18 protein-coding genes are annotated in these 17607 nt (G+C 63.8%); 3 read left to right on the top strand and 15 right to left on the bottom strand.

Features of this window, described 5'->3' with window-relative positions; translation table 11 throughout:
• Window positions 1–21 precede the first annotated feature (21 nt).
• Window positions 22–243: a DUF2795 domain-containing protein gene (locus LC531_RS17905; protein WP_068339058.1), complete on the bottom strand. Its 222-nt coding sequence runs from the start codon at window positions 241–243 to the stop codon at window positions 22–24.
• Between the two features lie 83 nt (window positions 244–326).
• Window positions 327–1646 (bottom strand): DUF349 domain-containing protein, encoded by a 1320-nt coding sequence (locus LC531_RS17900; protein ID WP_223652723.1) that lies wholly within the window; start codon window positions 1644–1646, stop codon window positions 327–329.
• 329 nt (window positions 1647–1975) lie between these two features.
• Here LC531_RS17900 and ettA point away from each other — a divergent pair, with 329 nt between their 5' ends.
• A complete protein-coding gene (gene ettA / locus LC531_RS17895) occupies window positions 1976–3643 on the top strand; it encodes an energy-dependent translational throttle protein EttA (protein WP_223652721.1) in 1668 nt (555 codons plus the stop codon).
• 77 nt (window positions 3644–3720) lie between these two features.
• Here ettA and LC531_RS17890 read toward each other — a convergent pair whose 3' ends face one another.
• The 8 genes from LC531_RS17890 to LC531_RS17860 all read right to left on the bottom strand — a co-directional run bounded on the left by LC531_RS17890 (window position 3721) and on the right by LC531_RS17860 (window position 9479).
• The gene (locus LC531_RS17890) at window positions 3721–4626 is read right to left on the bottom strand and encodes a hypothetical protein (RefSeq protein ID WP_223652719.1); all 906 of its coding nucleotides are present in this window, start codon (window positions 4624–4626) and stop codon (window positions 3721–3723) included.
• 165 nt (window positions 4627–4791) lie between these two features.
• The gene (locus LC531_RS17885; protein ID WP_223652717.1) at window positions 4792–5265 is read right to left on the bottom strand and encodes a hypothetical protein; all 474 of its coding nucleotides are present in this window, start codon (window positions 5263–5265) and stop codon (window positions 4792–4794) included.
• An 8-nt stretch (window positions 5266–5273) separates the two neighbouring features.
• Window positions 5274–6422, bottom strand: a complete 1149-nt coding sequence (locus LC531_RS17880; RefSeq protein ID WP_223652715.1) for a hypothetical protein — start codon at window positions 6420–6422, stop codon at window positions 5274–5276.
• A gap of 13 nt (window positions 6423–6435) precedes the next feature.
• Window positions 6436–7581 (bottom strand): hypothetical protein, encoded by a 1146-nt coding sequence (locus LC531_RS17875; RefSeq protein WP_223652713.1) that lies wholly within the window; start codon window positions 7579–7581, stop codon window positions 6436–6438.
• Between the two features lie 103 nt (window positions 7582–7684).
• Complete coding sequence (locus LC531_RS17870) at window positions 7685–8308, bottom strand: helix-turn-helix transcriptional regulator (RefSeq protein ID WP_223652705.1); 624 nt, start codon at window positions 8306–8308, stop codon at window positions 7685–7687.
• Window positions 8305–8430 (bottom strand): hypothetical protein, encoded by a 126-nt coding sequence (locus tag LC531_RS22765; RefSeq protein WP_262903303.1) that lies wholly within the window; start codon window positions 8428–8430, stop codon window positions 8305–8307. The genes LC531_RS17870 and LC531_RS22765 overlap by 4 nt, the downstream gene beginning before the upstream one ends.
• A gap of 305 nt (window positions 8431–8735) precedes the next feature.
• Window positions 8736–9044, bottom strand: a complete 309-nt coding sequence (locus LC531_RS17865) for a hypothetical protein (RefSeq protein ID WP_223652703.1) — start codon at window positions 9042–9044, stop codon at window positions 8736–8738.
• Window positions 9045–9089: 45 nt separating this feature from the next.
• Window positions 9090–9479 carry a carboxypeptidase-like regulatory domain-containing protein gene (locus LC531_RS17860; RefSeq protein ID WP_223652701.1) on the bottom strand — a complete coding sequence of 130 codons (390 nt, stop codon included), beginning with the start codon at window positions 9477–9479 and terminating at the stop codon, window positions 9090–9092.
• 168 nt (window positions 9480–9647) lie between these two features.
• Between LC531_RS17860 and LC531_RS17855 the strand changes: the two genes are divergently transcribed.
• Window positions 9648–11744, top strand: coding sequence for a T9SS type A sorting domain-containing protein (locus tag LC531_RS17855; protein ID WP_223652699.1), 2097 nt, complete (start codon window positions 9648–9650; stop codon window positions 11742–11744).
• A gap of 66 nt (window positions 11745–11810) precedes the next feature.
• On the opposite strand, the gene LC531_RS17850 is transcribed toward LC531_RS17855, so the two are convergent.
• From LC531_RS17850 to LC531_RS17840, 3 genes are all read right to left on the bottom strand, one after another.
• The gene (locus tag LC531_RS17850; protein ID WP_223652697.1) at window positions 11811–12305 is read right to left on the bottom strand and encodes a GNAT family N-acetyltransferase; all 495 of its coding nucleotides are present in this window, start codon (window positions 12303–12305) and stop codon (window positions 11811–11813) included.
• Between the two features lie 134 nt (window positions 12306–12439).
• Window positions 12440–12700, bottom strand: a complete 261-nt coding sequence (locus LC531_RS17845; protein ID WP_223652695.1) for a hypothetical protein — start codon at window positions 12698–12700, stop codon at window positions 12440–12442.
• Between the two features lie 181 nt (window positions 12701–12881).
• Window positions 12882–13325, bottom strand: a complete 444-nt coding sequence (locus tag LC531_RS17840; RefSeq protein ID WP_223652693.1) for a hypothetical protein — start codon at window positions 13323–13325, stop codon at window positions 12882–12884.
• Window positions 13326–13628: 303 nt separating this feature from the next.
• Here LC531_RS17840 and LC531_RS17835 point away from each other — a divergent pair, with 303 nt between their 5' ends.
• Entirely contained in the window at window positions 13629–15677 is a 2049-nt protein-coding gene (locus LC531_RS17835) for a M13 family metallopeptidase (RefSeq protein WP_223652692.1), read from the top strand.
• Window positions 15678–15757: 80 nt separating this feature from the next.
• Here LC531_RS17835 and LC531_RS17830 read toward each other — a convergent pair whose 3' ends face one another.
• Entirely contained in the window at window positions 15758–16825 is a 1068-nt protein-coding gene (locus LC531_RS17830; RefSeq protein WP_223652691.1) for a zinc-binding dehydrogenase, read from the bottom strand.
• A 68-nt stretch (window positions 16826–16893) separates the two neighbouring features.
• The gene (locus tag LC531_RS17825) at window positions 16894–17466 is read right to left on the bottom strand and encodes a Crp/Fnr family transcriptional regulator (RefSeq protein WP_223652690.1); all 573 of its coding nucleotides are present in this window, start codon (window positions 17464–17466) and stop codon (window positions 16894–16896) included.
• Window positions 17467–17607 lie beyond the last annotated feature (141 nt).

Here is a 17607-nt window from a genome sequence, read left to right as displayed (position 1 = left end):
CACTGATAATTGATAACTGAATTAGTATTCATCTTCGTTGAACATGAAGTCTTCCTTGGTGGGGTAGTCGGGCCACACTTCTTCGATGTTTTCGTAGGGCTGGCCGTCATCTTCCAGCCCTTGCAGGTTTTCGACTACCTCCATCGGGGCCCCCGAGCGAATAGAAAAGTCAATGAGTTCGTCCTTGGTGGCCGGCCAGGGCGCATCTTCCAGGTAGGAGGCGAGTTCGAGGGTCCAGTACATGGTAAAAAAAGAGGGGGTAGGCGTTGGAAAAAAGGTTGCTAAATATAAGCGCCACCGGCGCAACGCAAATGCCCGGCCAAAGGTTAGCTGCCGGTAGACAGCTGAAAGAGGGTAATTAGCTCGGTTTTAGTTTGAATCTTACGCTCGAAGGTGCGAATTTTTCCTTGCAAGAGTTGCCGGAACTGGTCATTAGCTGCCGAATTGTTGAGCTTGCTCAGGTTATCGCGCAGCGCGGCTAGCTCCTGGCGGTCGCTCTCAATAAACTTGCGCAAGGCCACCGTAGCGGTCTGGGCGCGCTCGTCGGGGCTCAGCGGCGGGCTGCCCTCAGCCTGGCGCTTGCGCAGGTAGTAGTCGAGGGCACTCATCTCAAATACCTTGTCGCAGGCCAGCATGAAGCGCTGCCACAGCTGGTCCGACTCGGGGCCACGCACCGCGCCGCTTTGCTTCCACTCGGCTTGCAGGGCTTTGGCCTGCGTCACGCCCTGGTTGGGGGGTAGGGCAATGAGGGCCTCGGCGCGGCGGGCCAGCTCGCGCTTGCGCAGCAGGCTTTCCTCGGGTGAGCCGGGCACGGCACCGGGGCGCACCTCGGCGGGGCGCTGGGTTTCGATGTGCGTTTTGAGGCGCTCAAAAAAGTGGTTGTTAGCCGCCCGAAATCGGGTCCACAGCTCGGCCGCCTGCTTTTTGGGCAGGTTGCCATTCACGTCGCGCCAGGCCGTTTGCAGCTGCTTAAGCTGCCGCGACACGGCTTCGAACTGGTCGGAGTTCTTGAGGCTTTCGGCCTGGTTCACCAGCTCGCGGTAGCGCTCCACGGTGCGGCGCGCCAGCGCCTTGCGGTCGGTCTGGAAGGCTTTGCGGCGGTCAAAGAATTCCTGCACTGCCCCGTGAAAGCGCTCTTCGAGCGGCGGGGCCAGGGCCTTGTCCACGGGCCCGGTTTTAAGCCAGGCTTGGCGCAATTCCTTCACGGTTTCGCTGGCCGACAGCCACTCCACGCTTTCGCGCAGGGCCTCAGCCTGCTCGATGAGGCTGACTTTGGTGGCCAGGTTTTTTTCGCGGTTGCGGGCCACCGACACGTTGAGCTGCTCCTCGGCCTCGCGCAGGCGGCGGTGCAGGCCCTCGTAGTCGCCCAGGCCGTCGTGCTGCTTGGTCTGCTCCTGCAGGTGCAGCAGCTTCATCAGGTAAGAGCCTTGGTTGTCAGCAGCTTGCAGGCGTTCTAGCAGCTCATCAATCTTTGCCCGAAAAGCCTCGTAGCGCTGGCCAAAGTAGCGCAGCGCGTCATCGTCCGTGTCTTTAACCTGGCCGATGCGGCGGGCCGGCTGGCCCAAAACCGGGCGCAGCCAAACGCCCCCGTCCTGCACGTAGCCATAGCGGCGAGCTTCCGTGAGCGGGTGGTCGGGAATGTCCATTGGTGAAATGGGAAAGATAGAGTGAGGCAAAAACGTCGGAAAGCGCAGCAGTCGGCTCCAAACGTGGACAGGGAATGAACTACAAGTTTACGCGAAAAATTGGTAGTTTCTGGTTTGGAGTTCCTAGTGCCTGGTTTCTAATTCTCGGTTTAGGGTTTCTGGTTTTAGCCGTAAAAAAGGGAAGGCTTCTATTTTGACCAGCGTCCGCCGACCTTTGACGCCCGGAGGCTAGAAATCGCACGCTCAAAACCAGGATTAAAAACCAGGAACCAAGGACCAAAAACTCAGCGACAGCACTTCAGTACCTCAAAAATCAGCACTTCAAACATATGTCCGACCAGCCCACTATCATCTTCAGCATGGCTGGGGTAAGCAAGATTTACCCGCCGCAGAAGCAGGTTCTCAAAAATATCTACCTCTCGTTTTTCTATGGGGCCAAAATCGGCGTGCTCGGCCTCAACGGCTCGGGCAAGTCGAGCCTCTTGAAAATTATTGCGGGGGTAGACAAGCAGTTTCAGGGTGAAGTCGTGTTTTCGCCCGGCTACTCGGTGGGCTACCTGGAGCAGGAGCCCCAGCTCGACCCCGCCAAAACCGTACTGGAAGTGGTGCAGGAAGGAGCCGCCGAAACGGTAGCCCTGCTCAAAGAATACGATGAAATAAACGAAGCCTTCGGGGCCGAAGACGCCGACTTCGACAAGCTGCTGGAGCGCCAGGGCACGGTGCAGGAGCGCCTGGACCAGCTCGACGCCTGGAACCTCGACAGCAAGCTGGAACGGGCGATGGACGCCCTGCGTACCCCGCCGCAGGAAGCCATTATCGGCACGCTCAGCGGGGGCGAGAAGCGCCGCGTGGCCCTGTGTCGCCTGCTGCTGCAAGAGCCTGACGTACTGTTGCTTGACGAGCCCACTAACCACCTCGACGCCGAAAGCGTGCTGTGGCTAGAGCAGCACTTGCAGCAGTACAAAGGCACCGTGATTGCCGTCACCCACGACCGCTATTTTCTCGATAACGTGGCCGGCTGGATTCTGGAGCTGGACCGCGGCACCGGTATTCCGTGGAAGGGTAATTACAGCTCGTGGCTGGAACAGAAAACTGACCGCCTGGCCAAGGAGGAAAACACCGAAAGCAAGCGCGCCAAAACCTTGCAGCGCGAGCTGGAATGGGTACGGATGTCGCCCAAAGCCCGTCAGAGCAAGGGCAAGGCCCGCCTCGCCAACTACGACAAGCTGGCTAGCGAAGAAGCCAAAGACAAGGAGCAGAAGCTCGAACTATTCATCCCCGATGGCCCGCGCCTGGGTGCGCAAGTTATTGAGGCCGAGCACTTGCGCAAAGCTTTTGGCGACAAGCTGCTGTTCGAGAACCTGAGCTTTTCCCTACCCCAGGGCGGCATCGTGGGTATCATCGGACCCAACGGCGCGGGCAAGACCACGCTCTTTCGGATGATAACCGACCAAATGAAGCCTGACGCCGGCACGTTCGAAGTCGGCCCCACGGTGCAAACTGCCTACATCGACCAGCAGCACGACTCGCTCGACCCCAGCAAATCGGTATTCGACACCATCACGGGCGGCACCGAAACCATGCTGCTCGCCGGCCGGCCAGTGAATTCGCGGGCCTACGTGAGCAAGTTTAACTTCGGCGGCGGCGACCAGGAAAAGAAAGTCGGCACGCTCTCGGGCGGCGAGAAAAACCGCGTACACCTAGCCATGACCCTCAAGCAGGGCGCGAATCTACTGCTGCTCGACGAGCCTACCAACGACCTGGATGTGAACGCCATCCGGGCGCTGGAAGACGCGCTGGAAAACTTCGCCGGCTGCGCCGTCATCATCAGCCACGACCGCTGGTTTCTGGACCGGCTCGCTACCCACATCCTGGCCTTCGAAGGCGACTCGGAAGTGGTGTGGTTCGAGGGTAATTTCTCGGATTACGAAGAAGCCAAGCGCAAGCGCCTCGGCGACGTGGAGCCCAAGCGGGTGCGTTATAAGAAACTGGGCTAACGGATTACCCCGTCCTGGCCGGCAGCTTGCGTGAGAATGGCGGGGGTAGGGTGGTTTTGTAAATTACCCTACCCCCGCTACACGGCCGTGCCGAAGCGCTGGCGCAGCTGCTGGTAAGTGGTGGGCGAAAGCGCCAGGTACTTCAGAACAGTTTTGGCTTGCTGCGTGCCCTTGCCCTTTTTGTCGCGCTTGGTTGCCACGTTTTGCAGGGTTAGGTAGTGGCAGTCGGAGGCGTTGGGGGCGTGGTGCAGCTGCAGCCGGGCAAACGAGCCGGTGGCCGACTGCCCATCATAGGGTACCAGCTGCTCGAAGTGGCCGCTTTCGAGGGCCGCGCGGATGCCGGGCACGTCCTGCACGTAGTTTAGGGGGCGCGCCAGGTGTTCGGTGGCCGCCCACTCGTCGCTGGTTTCCGAAAACGGCTCGCTGGCCTGGCGGTGTGCCAGCCAGTAGGCCACGCCCATAATAATGGCAGCTTCCCCCAGCCAAACCAGCCATAGGAACACGCCCGACACCGCCGTATTGGTGGCGCTGGCGCTGCCCAGCGACCAGGTGCCGGTGGCATTTACCCGCTGCATGGCCTGCCACATGGCTACCGGGCTGGTAACAATTTGGGTGAATAAGGGTAAACTAAAGGACGTACTCGTATCGGCCTGCGACTCGGAGCCGGTCGTTTTGGAGTTGTAGAGCAGCGTCAGAAACACGCTCCATTCGAGGTATACGGCCACCAGGCCCACTACCAGCGCCAGCTGGCCTACCACCCAGGGGCTGCGCAGCTTGCCTATTTTCGCCAGCGAGGCCAGCGCCCCGCCCAGCAGCAGCCCGAAAACCCCGCATACCAGCAAGTTCAGGTACACGGAAGGAATGTACCAGACGGCGTAGATGTAGAGGGGAGCCAGCACGGCGGCGGCCGCTACCCCGCCAGCCAGCAGCAGCAAGCTGCCCGCGGCGGTCATTTTGTGGGAGGGCTGGTAGTAAGCGCTCATGGGCCAGGGTGCAAAGGGCGGAATTCCCTCGCAATAAACACCAGCGGCCCGCTACTGTCCTAACGCAAAACAGGCGGCTTTGCGACTGTCGCGCTCGTTCCTCACGGCCCTACCCCCTCGTCTTGCTCAGGGCCAGGGTTTAGGGGCGCAAATACTCCGCTGGGCTTAGCTCAAGTCGCGCAGGGCCGCCACGAGGGTGTCAATTTTCTTGGCCAGTTTCGTATCGGGGGTGTCCAGGGCATGGTTGGCGGCTTGCAAGGCTTTAAGCGCCATTCGTGCTTCGGCCAGGGCCTGGTTTACCTTATCCAGCCGCAGGTTTTTGGCGTCGTTGCGAGCTTGTGTTGTCACGCCGGTAATGAGGGTGATTTGCTGCTTGAGCGCCGATTCGCGCGCCCGAATGGCCCGCAGCGCATCACCGATGATGCTGATGTTCAGGTCAACGATTGCGCCCGTGGCAATGTTGTCGAGGGGGCCGGCATCAATGGGCGACTTCTTGATGAACGTGCGCAGCAGCTCGGCTATTTCCTGGCGCTGGCCGGTGGGGCTTTGCACGGCGGCTTCGGCAGCGGCCAGAATTTGCTGGAGCGCAGCGGCCCAGTCTTCCAGCAAAATGAGGTTGTTCCAATCAATAACGGGCATGGCCGGGCTTAGTTAAAGGCGGTGGAAATCTTATCAATATATTCCTTGAGCTGGCGGGCTTCGGCCACCACCTCCGCAAAGGACACGGCGTGCCGCTGGTCAACCACCGCTTGCCGGAGAGCGGTGTGGCTGGTGGCCCAGGTTTCGAGCAGGTCGGTGGCTTTTTGCAGCACCTGCCGGTGCTGCCGGGCGCACCGGGCGCGGGCAGCCAGCTCGGCCTGCACCCGGTCGTAGCGCGCCTGGAAGGGGGCCGAAATTCCGTAATCGGCCCGCTGCCGCCAAAAGTCCTCGCGCTTGGCCAGTAGCGCCAGGGTAGGCCGCAGCTCGCTGGCCGGGAAGGGGGGTAGGGACCCGGTGCCGGGGTCGAAAAACCGGGTTATCACCGGGTCGAAGCGCGCAATTTCTCTTAGCAGCTGGCTCAGGCGCTTCTGGTAGCGCGTGCGCCGGTCGGCTGGGGCTCCGTTGTAGGCAATGGCCGTGGCTTCAAACTCCACCATCAGGGCGGCGGCCGTATCGGCGCGGGCTGTGCGCAGCGTCAGGTCGTCGTAGGCTTGCAGCACGTTCTGGTTGGCCCCGGTCAGCTGGGCATCGGCGATGCTGGCCGCCGCGCTGTCGATGCGGGCAATGTCCTGGTTGTTGGCGGCCAGCAGCGCCGTAGCCCGCTGCACGGCGCTATCGGCCGCGCTCAGGGCCCGGTCGAGCCGCTTCAGCGTCCGGATTTGCTGCACGTTCTTCGAAATACCCTGCACGCCGGTGGCAAACAGGCCGCCCGCCACGCCGGCCACCGGGTTGAAAGCGGCCGCTACCCCCGCCAGCGCGGTCGCTATTTTGTTGAGGCTGGCTTGGCCCTGCACCCCGGCATCCGCTACCTCCACCAGCGCCTTGGCATATTGGTTGAAGGCCGCCAGGGCGCGCCGGCTCACGCGTAGGTGCTTGGCCAGGGAATCGCGCTGCAGCAGCAGCTGGGTTTGCTGGCCGGTGCTCAGGCCCAGCGGGGAGGTAGCCGCCAGGTCGTCCAGCACCAGGTCGTAGCCCGCGCCCACGGCGGAGGTCATTTCGCCGGTAGCCGTGGCAAAGGGCTGAATATCGGGCACTTTACAGCTCTTCAGCGGTAGCAGGAGCAGCACGCCGAGCAGCAGGGCGGGTAGGTGGCGCATGAGAAGTAAAAAGCTAGGTGGTTGACTTAGGCTTGAGGCCGACGTTGCGAATATTGATGAACTTACCCAGCGTATCGAACCAGAAAGGCGCGCCCAGCATCAGGGCAAAGGCCGTGAGCAGCCAGCCGCCCAGGATATCCAAAAAGCCCGAAAACCCGCGCGCCAGGCGCACCTGGCCGGTTTGGGCATCGAGCTGCCACCGCTGGGCGTAGGGCGGCATCCCGAAGTCGTCGGCCGCCGGGTCCCACCCATAGGCCGCCGGGCGGGCATAGCGCCGGGCGGGGCTCGCCGAGTCGCGCACCGTCGTGGTGTTGGTGCGCCGGGCACTGCGGTGGGTCCAGCGCAGCCAGCCCAGGGGCAGCCCCGCCGCGGGCACGGCCGCCAGCGCCTGCTGAAACAACGAATCGGCTTGGTGCATGGCTCGGCTTGCTGGTACAGCCGGCGGTGCGCCGGCCGGATTGGCCGGGTTATAGTCCAATCCGGCCGGGTGGGCTTCCCGCGCGATTTGCAGCCCGGTATCCACCAGCGCCAGGCGGGCGGCCGCGTGCTGCGAGTCGCCGAGAAAGCGGGCCAGCCGCACTGAATCCACATCGGCCAGCACGGCCACCAGCAGGCCCACCAGAAACAGGTACTTGCGATTATCGCGCTTGTACCAGCCCGTGAGCCGCTCGCCGAACTCGTGAAACCAGCCTTCCAGGTTGCGCTGCAAGGCCACGCCCTGCTCGGCAGGCGTAGCTCCCACGCGCAGGGCGTTGTCATACAGCGTTTGCAGCGTGCCCGTAAACGTCGTTGGGCTCAGGCTGCGCAGGCCCGCGCTGAACTGGTCGAGGGGGGTAGGGCCAGTGCCCGCCCCGGCCACCTGCTCGATAATCGTCTGGGCAAAGAGCGTTTCGCTGACGTAGCTTGGCCAGCGCGGTACCCAGGCCACGAGCAGGTTTTTCTGCGCCCTGGGCAGCGTCAGCGCCCGGATGGTGGGGGCCTGGTAAAACGCATCGCGCAGGGCCAGCCCCAGCGCATCGCCCAGCCGGGCGTGCAGGTACGTGCCCCTGGTGTTCAGCACGCCCGCTGGCAGCTCGACCAGCGAGAGCGTGAGCTGGCTGAAAATCAGGTACAGCGTAATCAGGGAAAGAATAGTGTCAAAAAACGGGCTGTTGAGCATGGGTAGGCGGGAGGAAAGGAGCGGCCCGCGCCGCCTGGTTTTCACTACCCGCAAAACAACCTGTGCCTGTTCGCTGCCGCATCCGTACCAGCACTGAACTTGGTCAGGCCACCCAGCCCTCGCGCACGGCGCGGGCAGCCAGGCCCACCAGCGTGCGGGTGCCGGCCTTTTGGAGCAGCATGCGGCGGTGGCTTTCCACGGTGCGCACGCTCAGGCACAGGCGGTCGGCGATTTCCTCGTTACAATTATCCGCCACTACCAGGCGCAACACCTCCAGCTCGCGCCGGCTGAAGTAGCCGGTCGCCGGGGGGGTAGGGGCCGGGCCGGGCCGGGCCGTGGCCCCAAACAGCACATCCAGCCACGGGGCCAGGGCCGTAGCCAGCGCCGGGGGCGCTACCTGGCTGGGCACCACCAGCCGCGTACCCGGCCACGGCAACGGCACCCCGCGCTCCAGCAGCGGGCGCTGGTCGGCCAGTACCACCAAGCGCTGGGTGGGCCGGGTCTGGTGCAGCCGCGCCAGCAGTGCGGGCAGCGCCAGGCCCGGCAGCGTGCCATCCAACACCAGCAGTCCAAAGGCGTGGTGCGCCACCAGTTCGGCTACCTGTGAGGCATCGGCGGTAAGAGTGAAGAGTAGTTGGGGCCAGTGTTCGCGCAGCAGCGCCATTAAGCCCTGCCGAAACAGGGTAGGCGGGGCCGCGATGAGGGCGGTGGTGGGGAGCGCGCTCATGACACCAGCCGCCAGAAACCAGCTAAGGAAAGTGCGCGCGCTTGGGGCGTGGGGCCGGGGCGGCTGCGGCGCGCGGCCGGCACCGGGCCGGGCCCAAACAGGGCCGGTAGGGGGAGTTTCATAGCCAAAAAGAGAAGGGTAGGGTAAAGCAGCCAACGTACTGCCCGGCGGCGCGGGGATAGCCAACGCCCGCCCAAAGCAGCTAAACCAACTTCGGCGGCCCGCGCCGTGGGGGCCGCCAATGCGCGCCCAGCGGCGCGGCCCCCACGGGAGGCACGGAGAACACCAACCGGACCAGGCAACGCGCCGGCCCGCCATCACGCACAAAAATCGCCTGCCGCCCGGCGCGTGGAAAAGCGCCGGCATACTTGCTCCAACCCCTTGGATATTAACCCGGAGGTGCGGCTAAGGTACGGTGCCTGATTGACTAAAGCAACTGCGCGGGCGCGCCGGGCAGCAGCTCCAGCCAGGTGCCGGGTGGCAGGGGCGCGCCGGGGTCGGCATCGAGCAGCAGGGCGCGGGCCGGGGGCTCACCGGCCTGCGCCAGCTCCTCCATAGTGGCGGGCAGGAGTAGGGGCGGCTGGCCGGGCCGGTGCAGCCGTAGGGCCAGCGCCGTGTGCAGCGCGGGCCCGGCCAGCCAGGCCGGAGCCGGCGCGGCCGGCAGCACCAGCAAGCCCAGTCCCGGCACCCGCAGGCTGCGGCCTACTACCAAAGCGTCGGCTGGATAATGCATCAAATTTTACGTAATCTCCCGCCCTATACTTTGAATGCCAAAACCGCTCTAATAGCCCTGGTGCATAATGAAACCCTTCTTTTTACCGCGCTTCTTGATGCGGGTGCCGGGTAGCAGCTCCAGCTCGACAATGAGGGGCTCGCACGAGGTAAACGTGACTTCCTGCGGCTTATAGCCGGCGGCGCTCACCAGCAGCGTGGGCTTGGCTGTCACCGCGGGCGGCAGCGTAAAAAAGCCTTCCTGGTTTGTAATGAGAATAATTTTAGTGCCCTTCACGGCCACGCTGATGCCGGCCAGCTGCTTCTCACCAATAACTATGCGGCCACTGTAGGCTGCGCAGGGAGTAACCGCGGGGGCGAGGCTGTCGGGGGCGGTTTGGGCGGTGGCCGCGCTCGTCGCGAGCAGGCCGGTCAGCAGTAAGAATAGCAAGTACTTCATAATAGTCGGGTACGATGGGAGGCCCGCGCGGGGGTAGGGCAACGGGTGGGGAAAAACGCGGGCGGCCCGTAAGAACTTCCCGAAGGTAACTGCCACGTCAGAAAGCGTGCCGGGCTTGGGCCAGGGCCAGCGGCGCGGCGAATGGCCGGCCAGACCTAACTTTCGCACATGTATTTTCTGCGAAACCTGCGGGCCGGGTGGCTGGCTCTGACCCTGATGGTGCTGGCAGGGCCACGGCTGGCCGCCCAGCCGGCCCCGCTGCCCTGCCTGCTGCTGCCCCTACCCCCCGCCGAGCGCGTGCAGGCCGCCAGCCTCATCGTAGAAGCAGAAGTACTGGATGCCAGCGGCGAGTGGGATGCTACGCACGGGCATATTTTTACGCGGCAGCGGCTGCGCGTTTTTCGGGTGCTGAAGGGCACGCTGCCCGATACCGCCGCCCTACCTCTGCTGGTGGAGGGCGGCCAGGTAGGCCTGGCCCGCCAGGAGCTGACCAACACCCTGCGCCCGCTGCCAGTGGGCCAGCAGGGGCTTTTTTTTCTGGTGCCCGCGCCGTGGGCGGGGGTAGGGCCGGGCTACGCGGCCTACGCCTCCAGCCAGGGTGTTATCACCTACAACCTGAGCCGGGGCACTGCCGCCGAGCCCGCCCGCGCCTACCCCAGCTGGGCCGCCGCTGCCCGGCAAACCGAGCAGCTGAGCGGCCAGCCGGCGCAGGTGCTGCAAGTTAACCCGGCCTTGCTGGCGGCCGCCCAGCGCCAGGCCGTCGCTGCCAGCCAGCGCACGCTGGCCCCGGTTATCAGCGATTTTAGCCCGGCCCAGGCTACGGCCGGCACGGGCACGGTGCTCACCCTGCGGGGCAGCGGCTTCGGCAGCAGCCAGGGCAGCGGGGGCGTCGATTTCAGCAATGCCGACGACGGCGGCGCGACCACGACCCGCGTGCTGGCCCGCGACTACCTCAGCTGGACCGACACCCAGATTCAGGTGCGGGTGCCCTCGCTGGCGACCGGCGGCCATCCCGCCGGCACCGGTCCGCTCACCGTAACCACGGCCGATGGCACGGCCACCACCACGGCCGCGCCGCTCACCATCATTTATGCCCTTACCAACGTCGAGAACACCGACGGCACCCTCGCCGACCGCCCCAACCACCTCGCTACCAATGCCACGGGCGGCATCACGTTCCGGTTCGCGCCCAACTTTCGGAGTAATGCCGCCGCTGGGGCCGCCTGGCAGCGGGCCCTGGCGCAGTGGCGCTGCGCCACGGGCATCAACTGGGACCTGGGCCCCGATGCCCCGGCCAATACCATTGCCTCGGACCAAACTAACGTCATTGCCTTCGACGCGGCCGGCACGCTGCCGGCGCGGGTGCTGGGGCGCACTACGTCTTATTATTTAGGCTGTTACAACCTGCAGGGCGAGGTGGTTTTCTACGTGTCCGAAATCGACCAGCAGTTCACGGCCAGCCTGCCTTTTCAGTTTGGGCCGGGCCGGGCGGGGCCGGGGCAATACGATTTTGAGTCGGTGGCCGTGCACGAGCTGGGCCACGCGCAGCAACTCGCGCACCTCATCCGGCCGGGGGCCATCATGCACTACGCCATCGGGGCGGGAACCAATCTACGGGTGCTCGACCCGACTTCCGACGTGGCGGGCGGGCGGCTGGTACTGCGCACCCGCAGCTTTCGCAACCGCGGCTGCGGCGGGCCGTCGCTGTTGCCGGCTCCGCTCACGGCCCTGGCCGCCGGGGGTAGCGGCACCGGAGTCGGCCTGGCGTTCAGCACCCGCGACGAGTGCTTCGTCACCGGCTTCGTGCTGGAACGCAGCGCGGGCCTCGATACTACTGCCGCGGCCGCGGGCTGGCAGCCAGTAGCTGCGGTGGCCGCCGGGCAGGCGACCGGCCAGTACGCGCTGCCCGACCCCCAGCCGCTGGCCGGCCTGCACTACTACCGCCTGGGCCTGCGCCGCCCCGATGGCACCACCGACTACGCCGCGCCCCTACCCCTCAGCGGCGAGGCCGGGGCCGAGGTCAGCGTCTTCCCCAACCCTATCACCGCCAGTCAATTCCAGCTCGCTTACCCCGCCACCGCGGATGGCGACCTCCTCCTGCGCTTCTACGACGAGCTGGGCCGCTACTGCCAGGGCCAGCGCGCCGCCGTGCAGGCCGGCCTCAACGTGCTCACCCTCAGCGTAGCCGACCTGCGCCCCGGCTTCTACGTGCTGCGCCTCACCGACGCTCAGGGCAGCCGCAGCGTGAAGGTTATTCGGCTCTGAGCCAGGGGGTAGGGAATAATGACAGGCGTCTTTTGCGTAAGCTCTAATAAGCAATGACAGACGCCGCTACTCCTTGCTCCCGGCAAACCGATACGCGCTAAGCTCCTCTGCACCGAGAGCGCCGTTGAGCCATTCAGCCTCAATGGTCGCGCCGAGTTTTTGGTAAAAGGCGATGGCGGGCTCGTTCCAGTTGAGCACCTGCCACTTGAGACGCTGGGCCCCGGTGCGCCGGGCCTCGGCCACCACGGCATCGAAGAGCTGACGGCCGTAGCCGCCGCGCCGGGCGGCCTCCGTCACCACCAGGTCTTCGAGGTAGAGCATCCGGCCCTTCCAGGTCGAGTAGGCGGTGTAAAACAGGGCCAGGCCCACGAGGTCAGCGTCATTTTCGAGCACGAAAAACCCGAAAATTGGCTCCGGCCCGAATCCGTCGTGCCGCATCATAGCCAGGGTATTCGTCACGGCCTCGGGGGCGCGCTCGTACTCGGCCAGCTCCTGAATGAGGGCCAGCACGCGGGGCAGGTCGGCTTCGCGGCCGCGGCGCAGGGTAGGGGAAAGAGTCATCAGAAAAATAAAAATAAGCTATGCAAAAGCCTGTATTAATAACCTGACAAGCAGCTCATTAACACAGGCCAATAGGTGCAAATAATGCCTTTTTTGCACCCGCAAAATCTGCTTCATTCGCGATAATCCGCGATTTACATTTGCGGCTGCATCTTCTTGATGTCCTCCACCGCGTTCTGGGCGCTCAGCTCGCGGTTGATGCTGTTGGCGGCGGGCGGCGGGGCTTTTTTGCCACCAGTGGTATCCACGACGGGCGGCAGGGCCGGCAGTGGCGTAACAACCACGTTATCAGGCGTTGAGCCATTAGGAATTCCCTCGGGCGACTCGTCGTTGCAGGCCGCCAGGGTCAGCGTGAGGGCTGCCGACGCCAACAGCGCGGGCAGGAAGCGTTTCATCATCATAAGGTAAGCCGAATTTAAGGCCGCAAGTTACGGCGGGAAGTAAGTATTGCGTGTGTAGGGGAGGCTTTAGCCTGCCAAAGTAACCGAGGGGGGTAGGGTAAGCTTCAGCTTGCCGCTAGTGGGTAGAGCGGGCACCTTACCTACTGGCCAGCCCGGCTACAGGACAAGCGAAAGCTTACCCTACCCCCTTCCACAGCATCCAGCCCAGCAGGGCCGCGCGCGCCGTCCAGGCCAGCGTGCGGAGCCAGTTGGTGCGCACTAGGCCGTCGATGGTAATGTAATCGTAGCCGGTGGTCGCCAGCCGGTTATGAAACGGCACAGAAATAAAAAAGGTGGCAGCCCACACCGCCAGCACCAGCGCCAGCTGGCCCAGCGCCGGTCCCGCGCCCCAGGTGGGGTAGGCGGCCCAGGCTAGCCAGGCCGCCAGAGCCAGTTCCAATACCATTGGCGCGCCCACCACCCAGCCCATACCCTGCGTGTGGGCGGCATGGTAGCGGGCAAACTCGGGCTTACCCACCAGCGCCAGCGCCGGATAGGTCACGAGCTGCACCATCCAGATAACCCCGGTGAGGTAAGCAGCTAGTGTAAAATTGAGCAGCAGTAAGCGGGGCAGGGGCATAAGTAATGGGTAGGTGATGAAGCGATTAAATTTTTAGAAATCGTACCTTTGTGTGCCATTTAATTTTTCGTTACCACTTGATTATCAATTATCTATCTGGCTGGCTTCAAATAATTAAAGGGGGGGTAGGGCGTAAGTGCTTAGCATACGCAGCAAGCTGCTAGTTGGGTAGAACCCACGAAAACCAGGGGGTAGCTGGCCAGTCGTTCAGCAATCGTTCATCTGGCTGAGGCTGGGGAGCTTGCGCAGCGGCCGGGGCGGCGCTACTATTGTGGCCGTAAGGGCTTGCCCATCTTTTTGCTTATGAAAAATTACCTATACCTACCGCTGCTGGCCGCCCTGGCCGCAGCCTGTAACTCGTCGTCCACGTCGTCGTCGGCCAGTGCGGGCAAGCAGCCCGATTTGCTGCGCGCCGCCCTCGACACCACCGTGGTGCCGGGCAATGACTTTTTCAGCTATGCCAACGGTACCTGGATTAAAAACCATCCCATTCCGGCCTCCGAAAGCAATTCGGGTATCGGCATTGAGGTGCAGAAAGAGATTTATGCCCGCCTGCGCGCGACCAGCGTGGAGGCCGCCAAGGCCAATGCCGCCGCTGGCAGTAACCAGCAGAAAATCGGTGATTTTTGGGCTGTGGGCATCGATTCAGTGAAGGCCGATAAGCTGGGCTACACGCCCATCAAGCCCGAGCTGGACCGCATCGCGGCCATTAAAACGGCGGCCGACGTGCCAGCCGTCATCGCCCACGAAATCCGGCTGGGCGTGCGCGCCCTCATCGGCCCGCGCGTGAACCAAGATGAGAAGAACAGCGACAAGATGGCGCTCTATCTCTACCAAAGCGGCCTGGGCCTACCCAACCGCGACTACTACTTCAACACCGATAACCGCACCAAGGGCATCCGCCATGCTTACGTGCGCCACGTGGCCAGCATGTTTAAGCTGCTGGGCCAGGACTCGACCACGGCCAATGCCAGCGTGGCCAAGGTGATGGCCTTGGAAACCACGCTGGCTAAGTCGTCGCGCAAGCTTGCCGACTTGCGTGACCCGTATAAAAACTACCACAAGCTGACCCTGGCCCAGCTCGACAAGCTGACGCCCGGCATCAACTGGAAATCCTGGCTGGGCCAGCTGGGCGTCACTAGTGTTGATAGCGTCATCGTGGGCCAGCCCGAGTTTTATCAGACCGTGGGCCAGCTCCTGAAAACCAAGTCGGTAGATGACTGGAAAGCCTACCTCAGCTGGCAATTGGCCCGCGAGTACGCGCCTACCCTCAGCCAGCCTTTCGTAGATGAGAACTTCAGGTTTTACGGCACGCAGCTGCGCGGGGCCAAGGCCATGCGCCCCCGCTGGAAGCGCGTGCTCGACATGCAGGAAGATGCCCTGGGCGATGCGCTGGGCCAGCTGTTCGTGAAAGAATACTTCAAGCCCGAGGCCAAAGCTCGCTACGATACCTTGGTGAAAAACGTGATGTCGTCGTTTGCCCAACACATCCAAAACGTGGACTGGATGAGCGCACCTACCAAAGTAGTGGCCCTTAACAAGCTCCACGCCATTATGCCCAAGGTGGGCTACCCCACTAAGTGGAAGGATTACTCCAACTTAAAGATAGACCGCAGCTCGCTGGCGGCCAACGTAATGCGGGCCAACGAGTGGCAGTACAACTACCAGCTCAACAAGCTGGGCAAGCCCGTGGACCGCACCGAATGGGGCATGACGCCCCAGACCTACAACGCCTACTACAACCCCAGCAACAACGAGATTGTGCTGCCCGCCGCGGCCTTCGCCATCCCTACCCTGCTCGACGCCGACGCCGACGACGCGCTGGTGTACGGCTACGCCGGCGCCAGCACCATCGGCCACGAGCTGACCCACGGCTTCGACGACCAGGGTAGCCAGTACGACGCCCACGGCAACCTGCACGAGTGGTGGAGCAAGGCCGACCGCCAGCGTTTCAACCAGCGCGTCAACGTGATTGTCAAGCAGTTCAATCACTACACGCTGCTCGATTCGATGCACATCAACGGCAAGGCCACGGCCGGCGAAAACATCGCCGACCTCGGCGGCATCGTCATCGGCCTCGATGCGTTTAAGAAGACCAAGGAATACAAGGAGGGTAAGAAAGTGGCCGGCCTCACGCCGGTGCAGCGCTATTTCCTGGGCTATGCGCTGGGCTGGCAGATGCACGTGCGCGACGAAGCCCTGGCCTCGCAGCTGCTCACCGACGTGCACTCGCCGGCCCAGTACCGCGTGAACGGCCCGATGGCCGACGTGCCCGCTTTTTACGACGCCTTCGACGTGAAACCCGGCCAGAAGCTGTACATCCCGGACTCGGCGCGGGTGAAAATCTGGTAGGGGGTAGGGTAAGCTTTAGCTTGCCGTTTTAGCAATTGCGGGCTACTGACGGCAAGCTAAAGCTTACCCTACGCTCTTCCCTAAGGCCGGATAATGGTGTAGCGAAACGGTCCGCCGTGCGCGGCGGCGTGTGCCACCGCCTCATTGGCCTGGGCCAGCGGAAAGTCGGTTATTTCTAAATCAGTCAGCGAGAGCAGGCCGGCATGGACGAGCGCTGCCAGCCGGGCCGGGGCCTCACGGAGATACATGTAGTGGCCACGCACGGTGATACAGTGCCGCATGAGGTGGGCGTAGGGCAGGCTCAGGTCCACGCGCAGGCCGCCCATGAGCACCACCGTGCCGTGGGGGCGCACCGCCAGGGCAGCGGCTCGCACCGGCGTAGCGTCGGGCAGGGGGGGTAGGAGGTCGAGCACTATAGCAATGGGGCTGGGAGCGGCCCGGCGCATGGCTTCGGTGTCGGCGGCTTCATCGCCGCTGAGCGGCACCGTGACCACGCGGGGGCCGAAGCGGCGCGTGAGGTCGGCCAGCACGGCCGCGTTGCGGCCGGGAGCCACGACGCAGGCCGCGCCCATTGCCAGCGCCACGGCCACGGCCGCGCTGCCAAAGTGGCCCGTCGCGCCGCTGATGAGCACCGTGTCGCCTGCCTTTAATTCGGCCGCCAACAGGCCGCCGTAGGGCACGAGGCTGGTGCCCAGGGCGCACCAGCGGCCCGCATCGGCGGGGTCAATATTTCCCAGCGGGGTAGCGTTTTCCAGCGGCAGCAACTGCTGCTCAGCGAAGGTGCCGTGGTGGAAGTGCGCTTGCAGCTTCAGTGCGGCGGGGCTGGGCGCAATCAGGCCCTGGAGCATGATGTCGGGCGCGAAGGCCTGGTCACGGGCCCGCACCGTGGGGTCGCAGAAAACCCAGTCGCCGGGCGCGAGGCGGGTGGCATCCGGCCCCACGGCCCGCACCCGCCCGATGCCGCCGCAGCCCACGGCCAGCGGCAGCAGCATCGGGTATTGCCGCTGGCCGCCGTACACGTCGGCGGCGTAGGCTAGCACCGGCGCGGCTACTATGTCCACTACCAGCTCGCCCGCGCCGGGCTGCGGGTCAGGTAACTCTTCTATTATCAGAGGTTTGCCAAATTCTGTCAGGACGGCCGCTTTCATTGCTTTGCGTGGGTTGGTTCAGTGCAAAGGTCCGGGCGGGCCGACTTACCAAATGGTAAAAACGCTCCCTACCCCATGATTTTGCGCAGGCGGCTGAGCGACTGCGGCGTGATGCCCAGGTAGGAGGCAATCATGCGCTGGGGCACGTGCCGGGCAATTTCGGGCTGGCACCGCAAAAAGGTCTCGTAGCGGGCCGCCGCGTCCTGCCCCAGATAACCCCGTTGCAGGTGCAGCTTGGCCAGCAGCTCGTGCTGAATGAGCTGCGCGAACAAGCCCGGTAGGTACGGGAGCTGTTGGCACAGGGCTTCCAGCCGCACCTTGCTGATAGCCAGCACCTGGGCCGGGCAAGCCGCCTGAATGCGCAGGGGTGTCGGCACCTGCTGCTCGAAGCTGGCCAGCACGGTGCAGAGCTGGCCCGCCTGCCGAAACGAATGCGTTACCTCTTGGTGCCGCGCTGGCTGCGCCACCAGGCGCAGCACACCCTGCTCAATAAAAAACAGCTCCTGGCAACTGGCCCCGGCCTCCGATAACGCTTCGCCTTCGGCCACCGTCCGGCCGGCCCAGGCTAGCAGAAACTGCGCCTGGTCGGCCGCCGGGATGGCACCAAACGGATGGAAAGAAGCGAGCAAAGAAGAAGCCATAGCAGTAGAAAAAGTAGGCTGGCGCATACCATGCTACCTCAACTAGCCTGGCCGCTCGCAGGTTGGGCCGCCCGGCTATGAACGCCACCGCAACAACTGCCAGTGAGTGAGGTTTTGGTGAGAGAAGGGTTGATTATCTGC

It is taken from the genome of Hymenobacter psoromatis (assembly GCF_020012125.1).
GTDB lineage: Bacteria > Bacteroidota > Bacteroidia > Cytophagales > Hymenobacteraceae > Hymenobacter > Hymenobacter psoromatis.
This window is presented reverse-complemented; position numbering and strand designations above follow the sequence as displayed.

What these genes read in the sequence shown, in the direction of transcription:
- LC531_RS17835 (WP_223652692.1), top strand. Translation starts at nt 13,629, where the DNA reads ATGAAAAATTACCTATACCTACCGCTGCTGGCCGCCCTGGCCGCAGCC.
- LC531_RS17855 (WP_223652699.1), top strand. Translation starts at nt 9,648, where the DNA reads ATGTATTTTCTGCGAAACCTGCGGGCCGGGTGGCTGGCTCTGACCCTG.
- LC531_RS17845 (WP_223652695.1), bottom strand. Translation starts at nt 12,700, where the DNA reads ATGAAACGCTTCCTGCCCGCGCTGTTGGCGTCGGCAGCCCTCACGCTG.
- LC531_RS17885 (WP_223652717.1), bottom strand. Translation starts at nt 5,265, where the DNA reads ATGCCCGTTATTGATTGGAACAACCTCATTTTGCTGGAAGACTGGGCC.
- LC531_RS17900 (WP_223652723.1), bottom strand. Translation starts at nt 1,646, where the DNA reads ATGGACATTCCCGACCACCCGCTCACGGAAGCTCGCCGCTATGGCTAC.
- LC531_RS17830 (WP_223652691.1), bottom strand. Translation starts at nt 16,825, where the DNA reads ATGAAAGCGGCCGTCCTGACAGAATTTGGCAAACCTCTGATAATAGAA.
- LC531_RS17890 (WP_223652719.1), bottom strand. Translation starts at nt 4,626, where the DNA reads ATGAGCGCTTACTACCAGCCCTCCCACAAAATGACCGCCGCGGGCAGC.
- LC531_RS17905 (WP_068339058.1), bottom strand. Translation starts at nt 243, where the DNA reads ATGTACTGGACCCTCGAACTCGCCTCCTACCTGGAAGATGCGCCCTGG.
- LC531_RS17860 (WP_223652701.1), bottom strand. Translation starts at nt 9,479, where the DNA reads ATGAAGTACTTGCTATTCTTACTGCTGACCGGCCTGCTCGCGACGAGC.
- LC531_RS17825 (WP_223652690.1), bottom strand. Translation starts at nt 17,466, where the DNA reads ATGGCTTCTTCTTTGCTCGCTTCTTTCCATCCGTTTGGTGCCATCCCG.
- LC531_RS17840 (WP_223652693.1), bottom strand. Translation starts at nt 13,325, where the DNA reads ATGCCCCTGCCCCGCTTACTGCTGCTCAATTTTACACTAGCTGCTTAC.
- LC531_RS17875 (WP_223652713.1), bottom strand. Translation starts at nt 7,581, where the DNA reads ATGCTCAACAGCCCGTTTTTTGACACTATTCTTTCCCTGATTACGCTG.
- LC531_RS22765 (WP_262903303.1), bottom strand. Translation starts at nt 8,430, where the DNA reads ATGAAACTCCCCCTACCGGCCCTGTTTGGGCCCGGCCCGGTGCCGGCC.
- LC531_RS17850 (WP_223652697.1), bottom strand. Translation starts at nt 12,305, where the DNA reads ATGACTCTTTCCCCTACCCTGCGCCGCGGCCGCGAAGCCGACCTGCCC.
- LC531_RS17870 (WP_223652705.1), bottom strand. Translation starts at nt 8,308, where the DNA reads ATGAGCGCGCTCCCCACCACCGCCCTCATCGCGGCCCCGCCTACCCTG.
- LC531_RS17880 (WP_223652715.1), bottom strand. Translation starts at nt 6,422, where the DNA reads ATGCGCCACCTACCCGCCCTGCTGCTCGGCGTGCTGCTCCTGCTACCG.
- ettA (WP_223652721.1), top strand. Translation starts at nt 1,976, where the DNA reads ATGTCCGACCAGCCCACTATCATCTTCAGCATGGCTGGGGTAAGCAAG.